General features: G+C 67.1%; 20 protein-coding genes. 14 read left to right on the forward strand and 6 right to left on the reverse strand.

The genetic code is table 11. The features are described from left to right. The first annotated feature begins 17 nt into the window (after positions 1-17). The 5 genes from JF52_RS0112265 (at position 18) to JF52_RS0112285 (ending at position 4,634) form a co-directional block, all read left to right on the forward strand. Complete coding sequence (locus JF52_RS0112265; protein WP_033106850.1) at positions 18-680, forward strand: response regulator transcription factor; 663 nt, start codon at positions 18-20, stop codon at positions 678-680. After that, positions 670-1,182: a hypothetical protein gene (locus JF52_RS0112270; RefSeq protein ID WP_052167010.1), complete on the forward strand. Its 513-nt coding sequence runs from the start codon at positions 670-672 to the stop codon at positions 1,180-1,182. The genes JF52_RS0112265 and JF52_RS0112270 overlap by 11 nt, the downstream gene beginning before the upstream one ends. Positions 1,183-1,233: 51 nt before the next feature. Beyond that, the gene (locus JF52_RS0112275; RefSeq protein ID WP_033106851.1) at positions 1,234-2,703 is read left to right on the forward strand and encodes an IS1182 family transposase; all 1,470 of its coding nucleotides are present in this window, start codon (positions 1,234-1,236) and stop codon (positions 2,701-2,703) included. 180 nt (positions 2,704-2,883) lie between these two features. Continuing rightward, entirely contained in the window at positions 2,884-3,633 is a 750-nt protein-coding gene (locus tag JF52_RS0112280; protein WP_052167011.1) for a sensor histidine kinase, read from the forward strand. Next, complete coding sequence (locus JF52_RS0112285; protein ID WP_033106852.1) at positions 3,630-4,634, forward strand: hypothetical protein; 1,005 nt, start codon at positions 3,630-3,632, stop codon at positions 4,632-4,634. The genes JF52_RS0112280 and JF52_RS0112285 overlap by 4 nt, the downstream gene beginning before the upstream one ends. Positions 4,635-4,881: 247 nt before the next feature. Here the strand turns inward: JF52_RS0112285 and JF52_RS0112290 are convergent, their stop codons facing one another. Then, positions 4,882-5,148, reverse strand: a complete 267-nt coding sequence (locus JF52_RS0112290; RefSeq protein ID WP_033106853.1) for an acyl-CoA carboxylase subunit epsilon — start codon at positions 5,146-5,148, stop codon at positions 4,882-4,884. Then, entirely contained in the window at positions 5,145-6,740 is a 1,596-nt protein-coding gene (locus JF52_RS0112295; RefSeq protein WP_033106854.1) for an acyl-CoA carboxylase subunit beta, read from the reverse strand. The genes JF52_RS0112290 and JF52_RS0112295 overlap by 4 nt, the downstream gene beginning before the upstream one ends. Before the next feature lie 164 nt (positions 6,741-6,904). Here JF52_RS0112295 and JF52_RS0112300 point away from each other — a divergent pair, with 164 nt between their 5' ends. From JF52_RS0112300 to JF52_RS0112310, 3 genes are all read left to right on the forward strand, one after another. Next, entirely contained in the window at positions 6,905-7,177 is a 273-nt protein-coding gene (locus JF52_RS0112300) for a type II toxin-antitoxin system Phd/YefM family antitoxin (protein ID WP_033106855.1), read from the forward strand. A gap of 2 nt (positions 7,178-7,179) precedes the next feature. Continuing rightward, positions 7,180-7,419, forward strand: coding sequence for a PIN domain-containing protein (locus tag JF52_RS0112305; protein ID WP_033106856.1), 240 nt, complete (start codon positions 7,180-7,182; stop codon positions 7,417-7,419). A 104-nt stretch (positions 7,420-7,523) separates the two neighbouring features. Further along, entirely contained in the window at positions 7,524-7,829 is a 306-nt protein-coding gene (locus JF52_RS0112310; protein ID WP_084595835.1) for a helix-turn-helix domain-containing protein, read from the forward strand. 12 nt (positions 7,830-7,841) lie between these two features. On the opposite strand, the gene JF52_RS0112315 is transcribed toward JF52_RS0112310, so the two are convergent. From JF52_RS0112315 to JF52_RS0112325, 3 genes are all read right to left on the reverse strand, one after another. Next, positions 7,842-8,147, reverse strand: coding sequence for a hypothetical protein (locus JF52_RS0112315; protein WP_033106976.1), 306 nt, complete (start codon positions 8,145-8,147; stop codon positions 7,842-7,844). Between the two features lie 75 nt (positions 8,148-8,222). Then, positions 8,223-9,161: a hypothetical protein gene (locus JF52_RS0112320; RefSeq protein ID WP_033106858.1), complete on the reverse strand. Its 939-nt coding sequence runs from the start codon at positions 9,159-9,161 to the stop codon at positions 8,223-8,225. 80 nt (positions 9,162-9,241) lie between these two features. Further along, complete coding sequence (locus JF52_RS0112325) at positions 9,242-9,934, reverse strand: phosphocholine cytidylyltransferase family protein (protein ID WP_033106859.1); 693 nt, start codon at positions 9,932-9,934, stop codon at positions 9,242-9,244. Between the two features lie 233 nt (positions 9,935-10,167). Between JF52_RS0112325 and JF52_RS17830 the strand changes: the two genes are divergently transcribed. From JF52_RS17830 to JF52_RS0112340, 3 genes are read left to right on the forward strand one after another with little or no spacing between them, the layout of a single operon-like run. After that, positions 10,168-11,832: an ABC transporter ATP-binding protein gene (locus JF52_RS17830; protein WP_235272422.1), complete on the forward strand. Its 1,665-nt coding sequence runs from the start codon at positions 10,168-10,170 to the stop codon at positions 11,830-11,832. Positions 11,833-11,843: 11 nt separating this feature from the next. Continuing rightward, positions 11,844-13,373 (forward strand): hypothetical protein, encoded by a 1,530-nt coding sequence (locus tag JF52_RS0112335; protein ID WP_235272424.1) that lies wholly within the window; start codon positions 11,844-11,846, stop codon positions 13,371-13,373. A 50-nt stretch (positions 13,374-13,423) separates the two neighbouring features. Continuing rightward, the gene (locus JF52_RS0112340; RefSeq protein ID WP_033106861.1) at positions 13,424-13,690 is read left to right on the forward strand and encodes a DUF3039 domain-containing protein; all 267 of its coding nucleotides are present in this window, start codon (positions 13,424-13,426) and stop codon (positions 13,688-13,690) included. A 42-nt stretch (positions 13,691-13,732) separates the two neighbouring features. Here the strand turns inward: JF52_RS0112340 and JF52_RS0112345 are convergent, their stop codons facing one another. Further along, complete coding sequence (locus JF52_RS0112345; RefSeq protein ID WP_033106862.1) at positions 13,733-15,058, reverse strand: nicotinate phosphoribosyltransferase; 1,326 nt, start codon at positions 15,056-15,058, stop codon at positions 13,733-13,735. Positions 15,059-15,120: 62 nt separating this feature from the next. On the opposite strand from JF52_RS0112345, the gene murI reads away from it, so the two are divergent. Genes murI through rdgB form a run of 3 tightly spaced genes read left to right on the forward strand, consistent with a single transcriptional unit; the run spans position 15,121 to position 17,320 of the window. Then, on the forward strand, positions 15,121-15,987 hold the full coding sequence (murI, locus tag JF52_RS0112350; RefSeq protein WP_052167012.1) for a glutamate racemase: 867 nt from the start codon (positions 15,121-15,123) through the stop codon (positions 15,985-15,987). Next, the gene (rph, locus tag JF52_RS0112355) at positions 15,984-16,733 is read left to right on the forward strand and encodes a ribonuclease PH (RefSeq protein WP_033106863.1); all 750 of its coding nucleotides are present in this window, start codon (positions 15,984-15,986) and stop codon (positions 16,731-16,733) included. Before murI ends, rph begins: the two co-directional genes overlap by 4 nt. Further along, positions 16,730-17,320, forward strand: a complete 591-nt coding sequence (gene rdgB, locus JF52_RS0112360) for an RdgB/HAM1 family non-canonical purine NTP pyrophosphatase (protein WP_033106864.1) — start codon at positions 16,730-16,732, stop codon at positions 17,318-17,320. The genes rph and rdgB overlap by 4 nt, the downstream gene beginning before the upstream one ends. Positions 17,321-17,406 lie beyond the last annotated feature (86 nt).

The raw sequence follows: 17,406 nt of genomic DNA on the forward strand, positions 1-17,406 counted from the left end.
ATCGATAGGGTGGAGCAATGAGCAGGGTCGCATTCATCGATGACCACGAGTCCGTTCGTCTGGGGCTCGAGCTCGCATGCGAACGCGACGGCGCGCAGACGGTCGTGTTCTCAGGCAGCACAGTCGGCTCGTATCTGGGATGGCGTGCTTCCACGGGCTCCGCTCCGGCTGACGTGGTCGTGCTCGATCTGACTCTCGGAGACGGCACCACCGTCACAGAGAATGTGAGGAGCCTGGTCTCCGACGGCGCCAGCGTCGTCATCCACAGCGTCGCCGACCGCCCGGCCGCCGTGCGAGAAGCGCTCGCAGCCGGCGCCGCGGGCGTCGTGAGCAAGTCCTCAGCGCTGGATGACGTGCTCGACGCGATCCGCACCGTCGCACGTGGCGACGCGCTCAACAATGTCGAATGGGCCAGCGCCGTCGAGGGCGACCGGGAGTTCGCAGACGCGCAGTTGTCGGTGCGCGAGCGCGAGGTGCTGCGCCTGTATGCGGCGGGGCTTCCGTTGAAGGTCGTTGCTGAGCGGCTCGGAGTCGCGTACTCCACAGCCAAGGAGAACATCACCCGTGTGCGCGTGAAGTACGTCGAGGTCGGCCGGCAGGCATCGACCAAGATCGACCTGCTGCGCCGCGCGATGGAGGACGGAATCGTGGCGGCCGACGGGGCCTCCAATGCAGGCTGACACCGCCCTCAAGGACGCCTGGAGCCGGATTCCGTCCCTCGGGGCGGCAGAGACGGCGTTCGAGCGCTTCACTGGAAAGCGGATGGAACGCATCCTCGCGACAGTCGTGGCGATCGGCTCCGCCATGCTGGGGACGCAGGCGATGTTCGCAGCCATCGGTACCATGTCGTCCGGGACCTCGCCCGTCCACATCACGTTGCTCGTGATCGTCTACATTCCGCTGATCGCGATGCTGGTGGCGTGCGTCATCGGCCGAGGGGTGCGCGTGGCCTCCGGCTCGTTCGCGGTCGCCTACCTCGTCGCGCTCGCGAGTTGGCCGCTCACCGTCGGGGCAGGTGACCATCGCGCGGTCAACCAGCCGTGGATCTTCTTCCTCGTCAACGTCGGCGTCGCGGCGGCCATGCTCGCCTTCCCGGTGCGGATCCAGATGCTCTGGGCTGTGGCGGTGCCGCTCGTCTACGGCTGTGTGCGCCTAGGTGCGTGGGTCAGATCCTTCCGTTAACGCGCCGGGGTGAATCCGGTGGATAGCGCGGGGTGCTGGGAGAATCGATTCATGACGGTGACTGCCAGCCTGGAGGGTCTGTTCGAGGTCGAGCCGGGTGAGGCGCGGGCGCCGGGATCGGCTGCACCGGCGGGTGCGGGCAAGACGTTCCGTGGGTATGACCAGGGGCAGTGTTTCCTGCTCCCGCCGAGTCTGGATGACTGGCTGGACGAGGATGATGAGGCCCGGTTCATCTCCGAGGTCGTCGAAGAGCTCTTGGATCTGACGCCGGTCTACGCGTCGTACGCGTCCGCCTCGGGTGCGCCTCCGTATGACCCGCGGATGATGTTGAAGCTGCTGCTGTTCGCGTACGCGACGGGCGTGACCTCGTCTCGTGAGTTGGAGCGGCGCTGCAAGCGCGACATCGCCTTCCGGTGGCTGTCGGGCAACCAGGCGCCCGACTACCGGTCGCTGGCCCGGTTTCGTCGGCGTCACCTGGATGCCCTGCCGGGGTTGTTCCTGCAGGTGCTGCGGGTCTGCGCGGAGGCGGGGCTGGTGCGGTTGGGGCGTGTCGCGCTGGATGGCACGAAGCTGGCTGCGAACGCGTCGCGGCATAAGGCGATGAGCTATGACCGGATCGTGCCGAAGATCGATCAGCTCCAAGCCGAGGTCGCTGCGCTGCTCGCCGAGGCGGAGGCGGTCGATGAGGCCGAGGATCAGCAGTTCGGCCAGGACCGGCGCGGGGACGAGGTCGCCCCGGAGCTGGCCCGCCGTGAGGGGCGCCTGGTAAAACTACGTGCCGCGAAGGACGCGATCGAGGCCGACGCCGCCGAGAAGGCGGCAGCCGTAGCGCGGAAGAAGGCCGACGCCGCCGGTCAGCCCCCTGAGCAGGCCGACGCGGCCGTCGCGACTGCAGTGGACACGGCGGCGCCGAAGCCGAAAGCGCAACGCAATTTCACCGATCCTGAGGCGCGGATGATGAAGACGGTCCGCGGCTTCGATTACGCGTTCAACGCGCAGGCCGTTGTCGATGAGGGCCACCAGATCGTGTTGAGCGCCGAGGTCACCCAGCAGGCCACCGATATCCAGCAGTTCGTCCCGATGGCCGAGCAGACCCTACGGAACCTCGATGCGGCAGGAATCGAGCGTTCCCCAGAGGTCGTCCTCGCTGACGCGGGCTACTGCTCGGAAGCCAACCTCGAAGCCGCCGACGATCTGGACGCACAGGTGTTGATCGCGACGGGACGGCAACGTCACGGCGAGAGCTTCCCTACCGCCGGCGCCCCGGACCCGGCCCCAGAGGACGCGAGCCGGCGGGAGCGGATGGCGCACGCGCTGCGCACCGAGCAGGGCCGCACCGACTACGCGCGCCGCAAAGCCATCGTTGAACCCGCGTTCGGGCAGATGAAGACCCGGCAAAACGCCGGACAGCTCCGGCTACGCGGACTCGCCGGCGCCCAAGGCGAATGGCTACTCCACACGATCTGCCACAACCTCCGCAAGCTCCGCGTCGCTACAGCCGCCGGGCTGGCGCCCGCATAGGCCTCCCCAGGGGTCCCGGGGCGTCACAGCACGCACCGACAGTCGCCACGAGCCCCTCGCCGTGCGATCCCGCACGCTCTCACACCGCAACGGCCCGCCCGTTCCCGTTCGCGACCGTCAGCGCGCGATGCCAGAGTCAACGCCGCGCGCCACGCCACCCGATTCTGACCCGCGCACCTAGTGGAGGGCGAGTTCGCCGGATCTGTCTGGACTCTGACGGCATTCGACGTCTCGTTCACGCTGATCCTCGGCATCGTCATCCTGTCGCTGGGATGGATGTTCCGCTCCGTCGCCGCCGGAGTGGACGACGCGCGCGGACGGGCCGTCGCCTCGTATGCCGGGGCGGCCGCTGCTGCCGCCGCCGAGGAGGAGCGTGTCGCGATGGCAGCGCTCATGCATGACAGCGTGCTCGCGGCACTGATCGCCGCCGAGCGTGCGGACAGCGATCGCGCGCGAGACCTCGCCGTCGCCATGGCGCGTGAGGCGCTGACACGGCTCGCCAACACCGAGGCGGCCGTGGCTCAAGAGGGGAGCGACGAGCCGGTCGGTACCGCACAGATCGTGATCGAGCTGCGGCGCGCGCTCTCCGAACGCGGAGCGGACGCGATCGTCGAGGAGCGCGGCGGATCCGGCCTCATACCCGGTCGCGCGGCCCGTGCTCTGGTTCTCGCCGCTCGTCAAGCCGTCGGAAACGCGGTCACCCACGCACACGGACGCGGACTGCATCTCATCGTGGAGGGCCACGGCGACGACGGACTCACGGTGACGGTCATGGACACCGGAGGCGGATTCGACATGGACACGGTCGGCGAGGACCGGCTCGGCATCCGCGCGTCGATCATCGCCAGGATGGCGGGTGTCGCGGGCACGGCCACGATCGACTCCGACGGTGAGGGCACCACTGTGGTGCTGGGTTGGATGCGCGAATGAACCGCTCGGTCCGCAGCGTCGCGACCTCGCTCGCGATAGGTTTCGCCGTGTACTTCGCGGCGCGCGCCGTGTGGTGGACCGTGCAGCCGACTGCTCCGCTGCTGATGGTGGCGGCGATCCTGCTGTATCTCGTCGTCGTGGTGACGACGGTGCTGCTGGAGGCGCCGGCGGGGCCGCAACTGCCACGGTGGTGGGGTGTGGTCGCAGTGGTCGTCGCCGCGGTGATCCCGGCGATGGTGAGCGAATCACTGAGTCCCGCTCACCGGACGGCGCCGTTCGCGACCTGGTACATCGGCGCCGTCGGTCTGCTCGCGGTGGTGTGCATCGTGCGGAGAAGGGCGATCGCGGGCTGGCTGGTGCTCGCTGCGCTCACGGTGTCGTCCGCGGTGTGCATCGGTCCGTTCGTCGCACTCGAACTCGGACTGGTCGGATCGGTGATGTGGACGGTGGTGGCGCAGCTGCTGGTGCTGTTCTGGGATCGTGCCGTGCACGACACCGAGCATCTGGCGGACATCCAGCAGGCGGTGTCGGCGTGGCATGCCACTCAGCTGGTGCGCCAGCGTGAGCGTCGCGTCCGTGTGAAGTACGCGCTGGCGGTCGCCGGTCCCGTGCTGACCAGGACTGTCGCCGCACGTGGCCTGCTCACGGATGAGGATCGTCTGGAGGCGCGGCTCGCCGAGGGGCGGCTGCGCGACGAGCTGCGCGGTGCGAGTCTGCTCAATGACGCTGTGCGCGAGGCTATCCAGCAGGCGCGGTTGCGTGGAGCCGCAGTGACGGTGTTCGACGAGGGCGGGCTGGACGAGCTCGATGAGGATCGTCGGGCTGAGATCCGTGATGAACTCGCGCGCGTCCTGATGAGCGCGGAAGCAGGTCGTGTGATCATCCGCGCTGCTCGAGACCCGCAGACGGCCGTGACCGTCGTCGGACGATCCGGCTCCGGTGATTCCTCGGACGAGGACTCCGTCGGACTGTGGCACGAGATTCCGCGCGAGCGCGAATGAGGTGAGATGGGCGAGGGGCGGCGAAGCCGCCCGCCCCTCGCCAGTTGCGATTCAGTTACCCGAAAACTGACCGCAGATGGTCGATCACCGTCTGCCTACCCTGGAGCAGAGAGACCGACCGAACGCGAAGCGTTGATCCAATTCTGCTGCGGCGCGCACGGCTTGTCTGTAGGTATTTTGGGGGACAAGCGATTTCGGGCCCGACCTCGTCGAACGCGCACGCTCGAGCTCATCGAACGCGCAGCCGTCAGCCCGAGAATCGTCCCCAGGGGATGTCGCGGCGCAGAGGTTCGCGCAGCGGTCGCTGTGTGCGCCGCCACGCCGAGCTGCGAGGTTCTTCGGCGACAGCATCCGCCGACTCGGTCGCATAGGCGTCGCCGACCACAGCCATGAGAGCCGCGAGTTCTTCTTCGTTGGCGGTGCCGCGGATGATCCGCACGTCGGCTGCGCTCTGCGCTGCCGCGCTGTCGCGGGCCGGACTCTCGTCGCCTGAGGGCTGTTGCGATGTGGTCACAGCGGGATGTTCCCGTGCTTCTTCGGCGGCAGTTCGCTGCGCTTGCCGCGCAGTGAGCGCAGTGCCTTGGCGATCGAGACGCGCGTGTTCGCTGGTTCGATGATGCCGTCGATCTCACCGCGCTCCGCAGCGAGGAACGGAGATGTGACGCTGTACGTGTATTCGTTGGCGAGACGGGTGCGTACCGCCTTGACGTCCTCGCCGGCCTCCTCAGCCTTCTTGATCTCACCGCGGTAGAGGATGTTGACGGCTCCCTGGCCGCCCATGACGGCGATCTCGGCTGTGGGCCAAGCGAGGTTGACGTCTGCACCGAGCTGCTTGGAGCCCATCACGATGTATGCGCCGCCGTAGGCCTTGCGGAGGATCACGGTCACCAGCGGCACGGTGGCTTCGGCGTACGCGTAGATGAGCTTCGCGCCGCGACGGATGACGCCGGTCCACTCCTGATCGGTGCCCGGCAGGTAACCGGGCACATCGACGAGTGTGACGATCGGGATCGAGAAGGCGTCGCAGAAACGCACGAATCGGCTGGCCTTCTCGCCGGCTTCGATGTTCAGCGTTCCCGCCATCTGCGAAGGCTGGTTGGCGATGATGCCGACCGAGCGGCCTTCGACGCGGCCGAAGCCGATGAGGATGTTCGGGGCGAACAGCGGCTGCACTTCGAGGAAGTCGTCGTCGATGACGTGGTCGATGACGGTGTGCATGTCGTACGGCTGGTTCGCGGAGTCCGGGATGATCGTGTTCAGCGAGCGATCGGCATCCGTGGTCTCCCACTCGAAGTCGCTCTCATAGCCGGGGATCTCGGCCATGTTGTTGTCGGGGAGGAACCCGAGCAGAGTGCGCGCGTAGTCGATCGCGTCGTCTTCGTCCTCGGCGAGATAGTGCGCCACGCCCGAACGCGTGTTGTGCGTGAGGGCGCCGCCGAGCTCTTCCATCCCGACGTCTTCGCCGGTGACGGTCTTGATGACGTCGGGTCCGGTGACGAACATCTGGCTGGTCTTGTCGACCATGATGACGAAGTCGGTGAGGGCAGGACCATAGACGGCGCCTCCGGCCGCCGGGCCCATGATGATCGAGATCTGCGGGATGACGCCGGACGAGCGCGTGTTCAGTCGGAAGATCTCGCCGTACTTGCTGAGGGCGAGCACGCCTTCCTGGATACGGGCTCCGCCGGAGTCGAGGATGCCGATGACCGGGATGCCGCCCTGAAGGGCGTACTCCATGATCTTGATGATCTTGTCGCCGGAGACCTCGCCGAGCGAGCCGCCGAACGTGGTGAAGTCCTGGGAGTACACGGCGACGGTGCGGCCGTGGATGGTGCCGATGCCGGTCACGACGGAGTCGCCGTACGGGCGGTTGCGATCCATGCCGAACGCGGTCGTGCGGTGGCGTACATACTCGTCGAACTCGACGAAGCTTCCCGGGTCGACGAGCAGTTCGATGCGCTCGCGGGCGGTCATCTTGCCTTTGGAGTGCTGCTTCTCCTTCGCCTTCGTCTCGGCGTCGACCACTGCTTCGCTGTAGCGCGCGCGGAGGTCGGCGATCTTGCCGGCGGTCGTGGAGAGGTCAGGGGTGTCCGTCACGGATTCCACACTAGCGGCGGGGAGCGGGCGGACGTTGGATGCTCACCACAACGGGTCGGCTGATCCTTTGGTGGTGTGGGCCGATCACGATCAAATGAGGGGGAGCGGCTACAAGTGACCGGCAGACACTGATTCGTGTGCGAGATCCGCAGGAGAGTGCTACGCCGTGCTACATGACAACGATCACGCACCGTGAGATGCGCAACAGCAGCGCCGAAGTGTTGCGTCGCGTCGAGGCGGGCGAGACCATCACTGTCACCAACCACGGGCACCCCGTGGCGCGGCTGTCTCCGATGACGAGAACCGTGCTCGAAGAACTCGAACAGCTCGGCCAGGTGAGGCTGGAGACTTTGCTGCTCGCTTCGCTGTCACGGCCGAGGTTGAAGTCTGACGTGACAACGGCGGAGCTCATCTCCGACGTCCGCGGATACGACCGCGGTTACTGACGGTGGCCGCTTACCTCGATACCTCGGCCGCGGCGAAGCTGGTGCTCAGTGAAGAGCATTCTGACGACCTGTTCGACGAGATCATGATCGATCAAGAACGGGTTCTCGTCGCGTCGTGGTTGCTGCATACCGAACTGCACGGCGCGGTCGCAAGACGACGCGGTGAGATCATCACCTATGACGCTGAGCTGGCGGATGCTGCGCGTGGGGCGGGCCTGCGAGTGATGAATCCTGGGGTCTGATCGATCTCAACTCGGGTATCACAGGGCACGCTTATCCACTACGGTATATAAGCCCATTCATGGAAACAACCGTGTCGGGAGTCGCTCGCCCTGATGCTTGAGGGATGAATGCGCCCCGTTCCCGAGCATCCGAGCATGTCGGAATGCTCGTGCGGGAGCTGCGGGCGAAGACGACGATGAGCCGATCGAAGCTCGCCGAGCGTGCAGACATGGACACCAGTCACCTCGCGCGCATCGAAGGCGGCAAGGGCAATCCGACCCTGTTCGTGCTGATCCAGCTCGCCACGGCGCTCGAGGTCAAACCGACGGTGTTCCTCGACGGTCTCAGCGCGGCGGATCTGCCCGACGACGTGAAGCCGTACTCGGAGGCAGACTTCCGTCGTGAACTGCGTCGGCGCGAAGGCGCCTGACAGCCCGCAGCCTCACACCACGAACCGCCACACGTACTCGAGTCCGTCCGTCGGACGGAACCACGCGAGCGTGACCACAGCCTCATCCGGGTCGGCAGCACACAGGCAGAGCTCGATCTCCTCGGCCGGAAGCACCTGACCCCACAACTGCGTGCGCTCGGAAGCAGCCCCGTCATCTCGGAAGACCCGCACGAAATCAGCCGCATCGCGCCCATCGTTGATGACGACCGGATGAGACGCATCCGACCGCACCACCCGCCACGGCACGCGGTACGCAGGAGGGGAGGGCAGCTCGTTCGGATCGATGGGTCTCAGCATGACCGTCACGGTAGGAGCGGCATCCGACGCCTCGAGCCTGCTCAGCAGGCGCCCTCCACGACCGGGGGAGAAGACTCAGACAGTCGGGTCGGTGGAGGGCGAGTCGAGTTCCCCGCGCTTCCGATGCGTGAGATCTCCGACCTTGTGCCCGACCCAGCCCGCGCCCCGTGCCACGGTCCCCGCAGCGCCTGAGACGGCAGCGCCTGCGTAGCGCGCTCCGCGCAGCATCCGGGTCTCGATCTTCTCGGCGCCTGTCACAGGCTCGAGCTCGGCGGGGAGCACAGCGGGCGCCACGCCGAAAGCGCGACGCGATGTCGTGAGAACCCGCCTGCCGAGCAGATTGTTTCCCGCACCGCCGACCACCGCTCCGACCCCGAACGGCAGCGCCTTCCCGATGAACGACGCGCCCCCGGCCGCCGCGAAGTGCTTGATGAACATGGTCTTGAGTCGATCGACGACGGGGCCGACGGCCGCGCGGGGGAGCGACTTCGTCACGAGCTCGCCCCAGTACGACGAGCGGCTCGCGCCGCGACCGGTTACCTGCTTCGCGAGCTGACCGACCAGGTCGACGCCCTCTTTGCCGAGCATCAGCGTCATCACCAGCGCCCGAGCTCGATCGGGATTGTCGATCGCGATTCCGTGCACCTCGGCGAGAGACTGCGCGAACAGCGCCGTCGACTCCACGAATCCGACAGTCTCCACACCCGAGAGAGCCAGCGTGATGCCGGTTCCGATCCCTGGGACGACGGCCGTCGCCCCGACCGCGGCGCCGCCGGTCGTCACAGCCGCGAGATAGCGGCGCTCGAGGATGCGCACGAGCTGGTCGGGCGTGGCGTGCGGATTGCGCAGACGGATGCTGCGGATGTGAGCCAGCACGAGTGGGCGCTGAATCGCGAGCACGCGGTCAAGGCCGCGCACCGCACCAGGATGCTCGTCCGAACCCACGGGTGGGACCCCCTTGTCCCAGGCGGAATCGTCTGGGAGGGAATGGATCTTGTGCACCTTCTTAGCCACAGCACGATCCTAGGTTCGTCGGCAGGGAGAACGCAGAGAGCCGCGCCCTGCAACAGGACGCGGCTCTCTGAACGCGAAGATCAGACGTACAGATTCGCCTGCTCGAGGTCTTCGGCGAAGTCGACCTCGACCGCGTACAGGTCTGAGACGTCCATCGGCTCGAGCAGCAGGCCGTCTTCGGCGATCGCCAGCTCGAGGCCGCCCTCGAAGTACTCCTGGTCGTCGACGCGCGACAGCTGGCGCATGAACGCCTTCTTGTACGTGGACGAGATGTAGTTGATGCCGATCGCCTCGCCGAGACCGCCCTTGACGCTCTTCGACAGCTTGTCGATGAAGCCCTCGGCGGTCACGGTGTACTTGACCTCTTCGTCGCTCACCTTCGAGGTGTTGACGGCCACGAAAGACTGGTCGCGTTCGATGAACTCGATCGCGCGGCCGAGGATGCGCGGGTCGAAGACGACATCGCCGTTCATCCAGAGCACCCCGCTCTTGCCCGTGGCGCCGAGGGCGCGCAGCAGGCTCTTGGAGGTGTTGGTCTCGTCGTAGCGCTCGTTGTGCACGTAGTTCACGTGCGGGAAGGCCTCGATGACCGTCTCTGCGCGGTACCCGACGACGGTGGTGATGCGGGCATCGCTGCCGAATGCGGCACGGATGTTCTCGTGCTGCTGCTGCATGATGGTGCGTCCGTCGCTGAGTTCGGTCAGCGGCTTCGGAAGGGCGCGGCCGAGGCGCGAGCCCATGCCCGCGGCAAGAATGACGGTCTGAAGAGTCACGATTACTCCTAACAAGAAATCTGTGTTCACAGTCGGTTCACCGACCAGACACTTCTTCGTGCCGTGTTCATGTTAGCGATGCCCCCTGGGAACACCCGGACCAGGACATCGCCGTTGCCGTTTCGTGATCGAGTACACACCTGACGCACAGGTCACGCGGCTCGCGATCAGGCGATGACTGAATTGTTTCGCCTGACCCTCGGAAAGTCCAGAGCCGTTGATACCTTAGGACGGTGACTGCTTCTCCAGATGACGGCTCCGATCGCCCGGACGATGTGACGGCAGCCCCCGTCGACGGCTCTGCCAAGAAGCCCCCGGCGAAGACAGCCGCTGCGAAGTCGAAGGCCGCGGCGGCTCGGCCGAGGACGTCGACTGCCAAGACGACCGCCGAAAAGGCCGCCGCCGTGAAATCGGGCGAAGCCAAAGCCGCGGCCGCGAAATCCGCCACCGCACGGACGGCAGCCGCCAAGACAGCCGCCGTGAAGAGCGCTGCCGCGCGCACGGCTGCGAGCAAAACCGCCGCGAAGACCGCCGCAGCGAAGGCCACCACGGCCAGGACTGCCGCGGCCAAGGCCGCCGCAGCGAAGGCCGCCGCAGTGAAGGCCGCCGCTCTCGACGAGTCGACCGCGAGCACAGCATCCCGCACGCCGGCCGCGAAGCGCACGCCCGCCAAGCGCACACCGGCGAAGACCACGACGGCGAAGACCACGCCGGCGAAGAAGCCCACACCGGCGACGTCGCGAACGACGAAGCCACGCGAAGCGAAACCCACGGCTCGTCCCAGACCGGCCGTCGCTGCCGACGACGCCGCGCCGACAGGCGAGGCCATTGCGTCTCCGATCGGCGAGATCGAGATCCCGGCACAGGATGCCGTTGCCGACGACACTCTGTTCGCCGACCTCCTCGCCCTGGATCCGGCGGATGCTGAATCGGGCACCGGAGCTGCGATCGTGGACCCCGTGACGGACGCCACGGTGGTGACACCCGTCGGGCCCGAGCCCGCGGAAGCCGAACCCGAAGAAGTCATGGGTGTCGAGCTCGCGCCGGAGCGAGACACCGAGACTGTGGCCGCTGCCGCTGCCACTGCCGCTGCTGCCGCCGCCGTGGCCGAAGAGACCACCTCGGTGCCGGCATCCGCACCACCCGCTGTCATCCTGCGCGATCTCATCAAGGACTTCGGCGACCAGCGAGCGGTCAACAGCATCGACCTGACCGTTCCCGCCGGTTCGTTCTACGGCATCGTCGGCCCCAACGGTGCGGGCAAGACCACCACGCTGTCGATCCTGGCAGGGCTCCTGCGCGCGACCTCGGGTCAGGTCGTCGTATGCGGCATCGATCAGGCTTCGGACGCGCTGAGCGCCAAGCGACTGATGGGAGTGCTTCCCGACCGGCTGCGGACATTCGACCGTCTGACCGGCCGGCAGCTGCTGCACTACTACGGGCTGCTGCGTGGCTTGGCGGCCGAGGTGATCGAGAAGCGCACGGCAGATCTCGCCCGTGCATTCGATCTCGCGGATGCGCTGAACCGGGTCGTCTCCGACTACTCCGCGGGCATGACCAAGAAGATCATGCTCGCAGGAGCCATGATCCATTCGCCTCGCGTGCTCGTGCTCGATGAACCGTTCGAAGCGGTCGACCCGGTCTCATCAGCCGTGATCCTCGACATCCTGCGCGCGTACGTCGCACACGGCGGCACCGTCATCCTCTCCAGCCACGGCATGGATCTTGTCGAACGCGTCTGCTCCCGCGTCGCGATCATCGTCGGCGGCGAAGTACTCGCCGAGGGGACGATCGACGAAGTGCGCGCAGGACAGACGCTCGAGTCCCGATTCGTCGAGCTCTCCGGCGGCGTCAGCGAGGTGGAGGGCCTCGAATGGTTGCACACGTTCTCCGACTGAGGCTGACGCTGATGCTCGGCTCCCTGCGTGGGGGACGAGCGCTGCGCACCGTATTCGGACTCGCCGCGGTGGTGATCGTCACTGTCGCGGTCTGCATCGCCGTGCTCAGCCTTGCGGATGCGCCCCTCGCGGTGGCACGCACTGTGGTCGTGCTCGGCGGCGCAGCCGTGCTGCTCGGCTTCCTGATCGGGCCGATCCTCACCGGCGCGTCCGACCAGCTCGACCCGCGCCGATTCGGCGTGTTCGGAGTCGACGAGCGGCAGATGCCGTGGATCCTCGCTCTCGCCTCGCTGCTCAGCGTGCCTTCGTTCGCCCTGCTCGCGGTCGGCGCATGCATCGTCGTGCTCGCCGTACAGCTCGGCGCTCCGTGGATCACTGCGGTGCTCGTGTCGCTCATCGGCGTTCTCGCCTCCGCGCTGGCCGCTCGTATCGGGATGGCGCTGAGCGCACTTCTGCTGCCCGAGCGGCGTTCGAGGGAGCTGACCGCTCTCTTCGCCCTCGCTGTGGTCGTGGTGGCCTTCCCCGTCGCAGTGTTCCTCGCTTCGCTGGAATGGGACGGTGCGGTCCCGGGTCCGGTCGCCGTCGTGACGACGATCGTCGGCTTCACCCCCTTCGCAGCGATTCCGGCATTCCCGTTCGCGATCGCCACCGGCGACGTCGTGGGGGCGTGGGTCAGCGGAATCGTCGCGGCCGTGACCGTCGTCGCGGTGTGGCTGACCTGGTCGTGGGTCGTACGCCGACTGCTGACGACGACGGGGCGGCCGGCGGCATCGCGAGAACGCACCGGCCTCGGCTGGTTCGCGCTGCTGCCCAGCACCGCTTTCGGCGCGATCGCGGCGCGAAGCCTGGTGTACTGGCTCCGCGATCGCCGGTACATCGTGAACATCGTCGTCGTGCCCATCGCCGGCATCCTCACGGTGTTCCCTCTGCTCGTCGCAGGCGTGCCGCTGTACATCGCCGCCCTCGTGCCCGTGCCCGTCATGGCGCTGTTCTTCGGCTGGCTCCCGCACAACGACGTCGCCTACGACTCGACCGCGCTGTGGACGCACGTCGCCAGCGGCGTACGCGGGCTTCCGGATCGCCTCGGCCGACTGGTCCCGGTGGCACTCGTGGCGCTCCCGGTGCTCGCGATCGCGATTCCGCTCACGCTCGCCATCATCGAGAGCTGGTATCTGCTGATGCCGATGGTCGGGCTCGCTGCAAGCCTGTTCCTCTCCGGCCTCGGCCTGTCCAGCATCTCGTCCGTCGTATCGCCGTACGCCGTCTCACGCCCCGGAGACAGCCCGTTCCAGCAGCCGCAGCGGTCGGCATCCCGCGGATCCTTCGGCCCGGCCGCTGCGTTCATCGGCACTCTGATCGTCAGCGCTCCCACTCTGTGGCTGTTCGTCATGACAGTCATCACTGATGGCATCTACAACCCCCTGACGTTCTGGATCGGTCTGAGCACCGGCGTGGTCATCCTCGCGCTGGGCGCATTCGCCGGCGGACGGATCTACGACCGCGGCGGAGCGCGTCTCATGGAATTCGTCGAGACCGCCTGAGTGCACGATGCAGGCCCCGCAGCGGGCTCAGGGCGGTTAGACTCACCGCTATGAGTACTCCGCTGGACAGCCCCGATCAGGGCGGCGTGGCAACGCTTGATCGCGAACTGGAAGAACTTCTCAATGAAGAGAACCTCGAGCCGGGCGACCACGAGCGCTTCTCGCACTATGTGAAGAAGGACAAGATCCTCGAGTCGGCGATCTCCGGAAAGCCGGTGCGCGCCCTGTGCGGCAAGAAGTGGACCCCGGGCCGCGACCCGGAGAAGTTCCCGATCTGCCCTACGTGCAAGGAGATCTACGAGTCGATGGTCAACTGACCCTTCGACAGGCTCAGGGATCGGGCTCGGAGGCGCCTCGATCTACTCCGCGTCGACGAAGACCGTCGGGATGGCCGGGTCGGACTTGCTGAGCGCAAGCGCTCGCACCGGCATCTCCTCGCGCACGCGCAGGTGGTGCTCGCGAGCGGATGCCGTGCCCTGCACTCCCTCGTGGGCGTCGTCGATCTCGCCGCCGTCGACGAGCATCACCTGCAGCGAGCGGGAGTCCGGATGCTCCGCGCCGGTGCTGATCGCTTCGAAACCGTCCGACACCACCACGGTCTCCGCCACAGCGACGCCGTCTCGCAGTGTGCGGAAAGTGGCCTTGCGTCCGCCCTTGGACGCCTTGTCGGTCGACGCCTTCGCGACGCCGACCCAGGATCCTGAGGGATCCTGACGGGCGACGAGCTTGTAGACCATGCCTGCCGTCGGGTAGCCGGACCCGGTCACCACCGATGTTCCGACGCCGTAGAAGTCGACCGGTGATGCGGCCAGAGCTGCGATCGCGTACTCGTCGAGATCGCTTGTCACGGTGATCTTCGTCCCGGTCGCGCCGAGTGCGTCGAGTTGAGTGCGTACGGCCGCGGCGACCGTCGGAAGGTCACCGGAGTCGAGCCGCACGCCGCCGAGCCCGGTGCCGGCGACCCGGATGGCGGTCTCGACGCCGGTGCGGATGTCGTAGGTGTCCACGAGCAGGGTGGTGTCGGTGCCGAGGCTCTCGATCTGTGCGCGGAAGGCGTCTTCCTCTGTGTCGTGCAGCAACGTCCACGAATGCGCTGCCGTGCCCATCGTCGGGATGCCCCACTGCCGCCCGGCCTCGAGGTTGCTCGTCGAGCCGAACCCGGCGATGAAGGCCGCACGGGCCGCGGCGACGGCGGACATCTCCGCTGCTCTGCGCGAGCCCATCTCAGCCAACGGTCGCTCACCGGCGGCCATGCTCATGCGCGAGGCGGCGGTCGCGACGGCCGAGTCGTGGTTGAGCACGCTCAACGCGAGGGTCTCCAGCACCACGGCATCAGCGAACGTGCCCTCGACGGTGAGGATGGGGGAGCCGGGGAAGTACAGCTCCCCCTCGCGGTAGCCGTGAACGGAACCGGTGAACCGATAGTTCTCGAGGTACTTCAGCGTCTGGGCATCCACGACTCCGCCGTCGTGCAGGAATCGCAGCTCATCGTCGCCGAAGCGGAAATCGCGCAGCAGCGAGAGAAGGCGTCCTGTGCCGGCCACGACGCCGAATCGCCGCCCACCGGAGAGCCGCCGGGAGAAGAGCTCGAAGACGCTCGGCCGCGCTGCGGTGCCGTCACGCAGTGCTGCGCCCAGCATCGTGAGTTCGTATCGGTCTGTGAGCAGCGCCGTCGACGAGGTCATGCGCTCAGTTTAGTGAGCGTGGCGAGTGCGACGTGGTGGTGGCGCAGGTAGGCTCGATAGTCATGAATGACGCGCCGATCGGAATCTTCGACTCCGGTGTCGGCGGGCTCACGGTGGCTCGCGCGATCCGTGCCCAGTTGCCGAGAGAATCGTTCGTGTACATCGGCGACACCGCTCATTCGCCCTACGGTCCCAAGCCGATCGCCGACGTGCGACGCTACTCGCTCGAAGTGCTCGACACGCTCGTCGATCAGGGCGTGAAGATGCTCGTGATCGCCTGCAACACGGCATCCGCCGCCATGCTGCGCGACGCGCGCGAGCGCTACGACGTCCCCGTCATCGAAGTGATCGGTCCCGCAGTCCGCCGTGCGGTCTCGACCACGCGGAACAACCGCGTCGGCGTCATCGGCACGGTCGGGACGATCGGCTCGCGCGCCTACCAGGACATGCTCGAGGTCAACGAGCGGCTTTCCGTGTTCACCGCCGCATGCCCCCGCTTCGTCGAGTTCGTGGAGTCGGGCATCACCGGCACTGAAGAGGTGCTCGCCGTGGCCGAGGAGTACCTCGCTCCGCTGCGTGATGCCGACGTCGACACACTCGTGCTCGGATGCACGCACTATCCGTTCCTTCGCGGAGCGATCGGCTACGTCATGGGCGACGGCGTCTCTCTCGTCTCCAGCGACGACGAGACGGCCGGCGACGTGTACCGTCAACTCGTGCGCGGCGACCTTCTCGCGCCGCCGGATGCCGTCGCCACTGCCGTGTACGAGGCCACTGGTGAGTCCACCGAGGAGTTCACCGCGCTCGCAAACCGCCTCATGGGCCGCGAGGTGCGCGACGTGCAGCACGTGCAGACCGGTGTGATCACGCTTCCCGACCTCTCCGAACTGGCTGAGGCCGCTCTCTCCAACCCAGAAGGAACTTCATGACCGACATCGTCCGCGCCGACGGCCGCGCAACCGACCAGCTCCGCGAGATCACGATCGAGCGCGGCTGGAGCGCGAATGCCGAGGGCTCAGCGTTGATCAGCTTCGGCGGCACGAAAGTGCTGTGCACAGCATCCTTCACGAACGGCGTGCCGCGCTGGCTGACCGGCAAGGGGAAGGGATGGGTGACCGCCGAGTACGCGATGCTCCCGCGTGCGACGAACAGCCGCAACGACCGTGAGAGCGTCAAGGGCCGTATCGGCGGGCGCACGCATGAGATCTCGCGGCTGATCGGCCGCGCTCTGCGCGCCGTCGTCGACACCAAGGCGCTCGGCGAGAACACGATCGTGATCGACTGCGACGTGCTGCAGGCCGACGGCGGCACCCGCACCGCAGCGATCACCGGCGCATACGTCGCGCTCGCCGACGCGATCGAATGGGGCCGCGAGAAGAAGTTCATCGGCAAGAACGCGAAGCCGCTGCTCGACTCGGTCTCGGCGATCTCGGTCGGGATCATCGACGGCACGCCCATGCTCGATCTGCCATATGTCGAGGACGTGCGTGCGGAGACCGACATGAACATCGTCGTCACCGGTCGCGGTCTGTTCGTCGAGGTGCAGGGCACCGCAGAGGGAGCGCCATTCGACAAGCGCGAACTCGATGCGCTGCTCGAACTCGGCCTCGCCGGCTGCGAGACGCTGAAGGGCCATCAGTTGGAGGCGCTCGGTTCTTCGGAGTCGCAGGCGTGAAGGTCGTCCTCGCCACTCACAACCCGCACAAGATCGCGGAGTTCCAGCAGATCCTCGCGATGACCAGGCCCGACCTCGAGGTCGTCGGCTACGACGGCCCGGAACCGGTCGAAGACGGCGTGACCTTCGCCGAGAACGCCCTGCTCAAGGCCCGCGCCGCGGCTGCGCACACCGGACTGGCTGCGATGGCCGATGATTCGGGCATCTGCGTCGATGTGCTCGGTGGGTCGCCAGGAATCTTCTCGGCGTACTGGGCGGGGCAGAAGAAGGACGCGCAGGCGAATCTCGATCTGCTGCTCGACCAGCTCGCCGACATCGCTGACCCGCATCGTGCCGCGCAGTTCGTGTCGACGATCGCCCTGGTGACGCCGGAGGGCACCGAGCACACGGTCGCCGGTGTCTGGCCCGGTCGCCTGGCGCGCGAGGCTGCCGGTGGCGGCGGATTCGGGTACGACCCGATCTTCATCCCTGACGGCCAGGACGGGCCTGAGCGTTCGGTCGGGGAGTTCTCCGACGAGGAGAAGCAGTCCCAGTCCCACCGGGCGCGCGCCTTCCAGGCGTTGATCCCGCTGCTTCAGGTCCTGTAGCCGGCGCTTGAGGCCATCCCAGAAGGATTTCGCGGGTTTCGCCGGACGGAAACCGGGGAAACTCTTCTGGGAAACATGCCCGGACC

This window comes from Microbacterium profundi, from assembly GCF_000763375.1.
Lineage (GTDB): Bacteria > Actinomycetota > Actinomycetes > Actinomycetales > Microbacteriaceae > Microbacterium > Microbacterium profundi.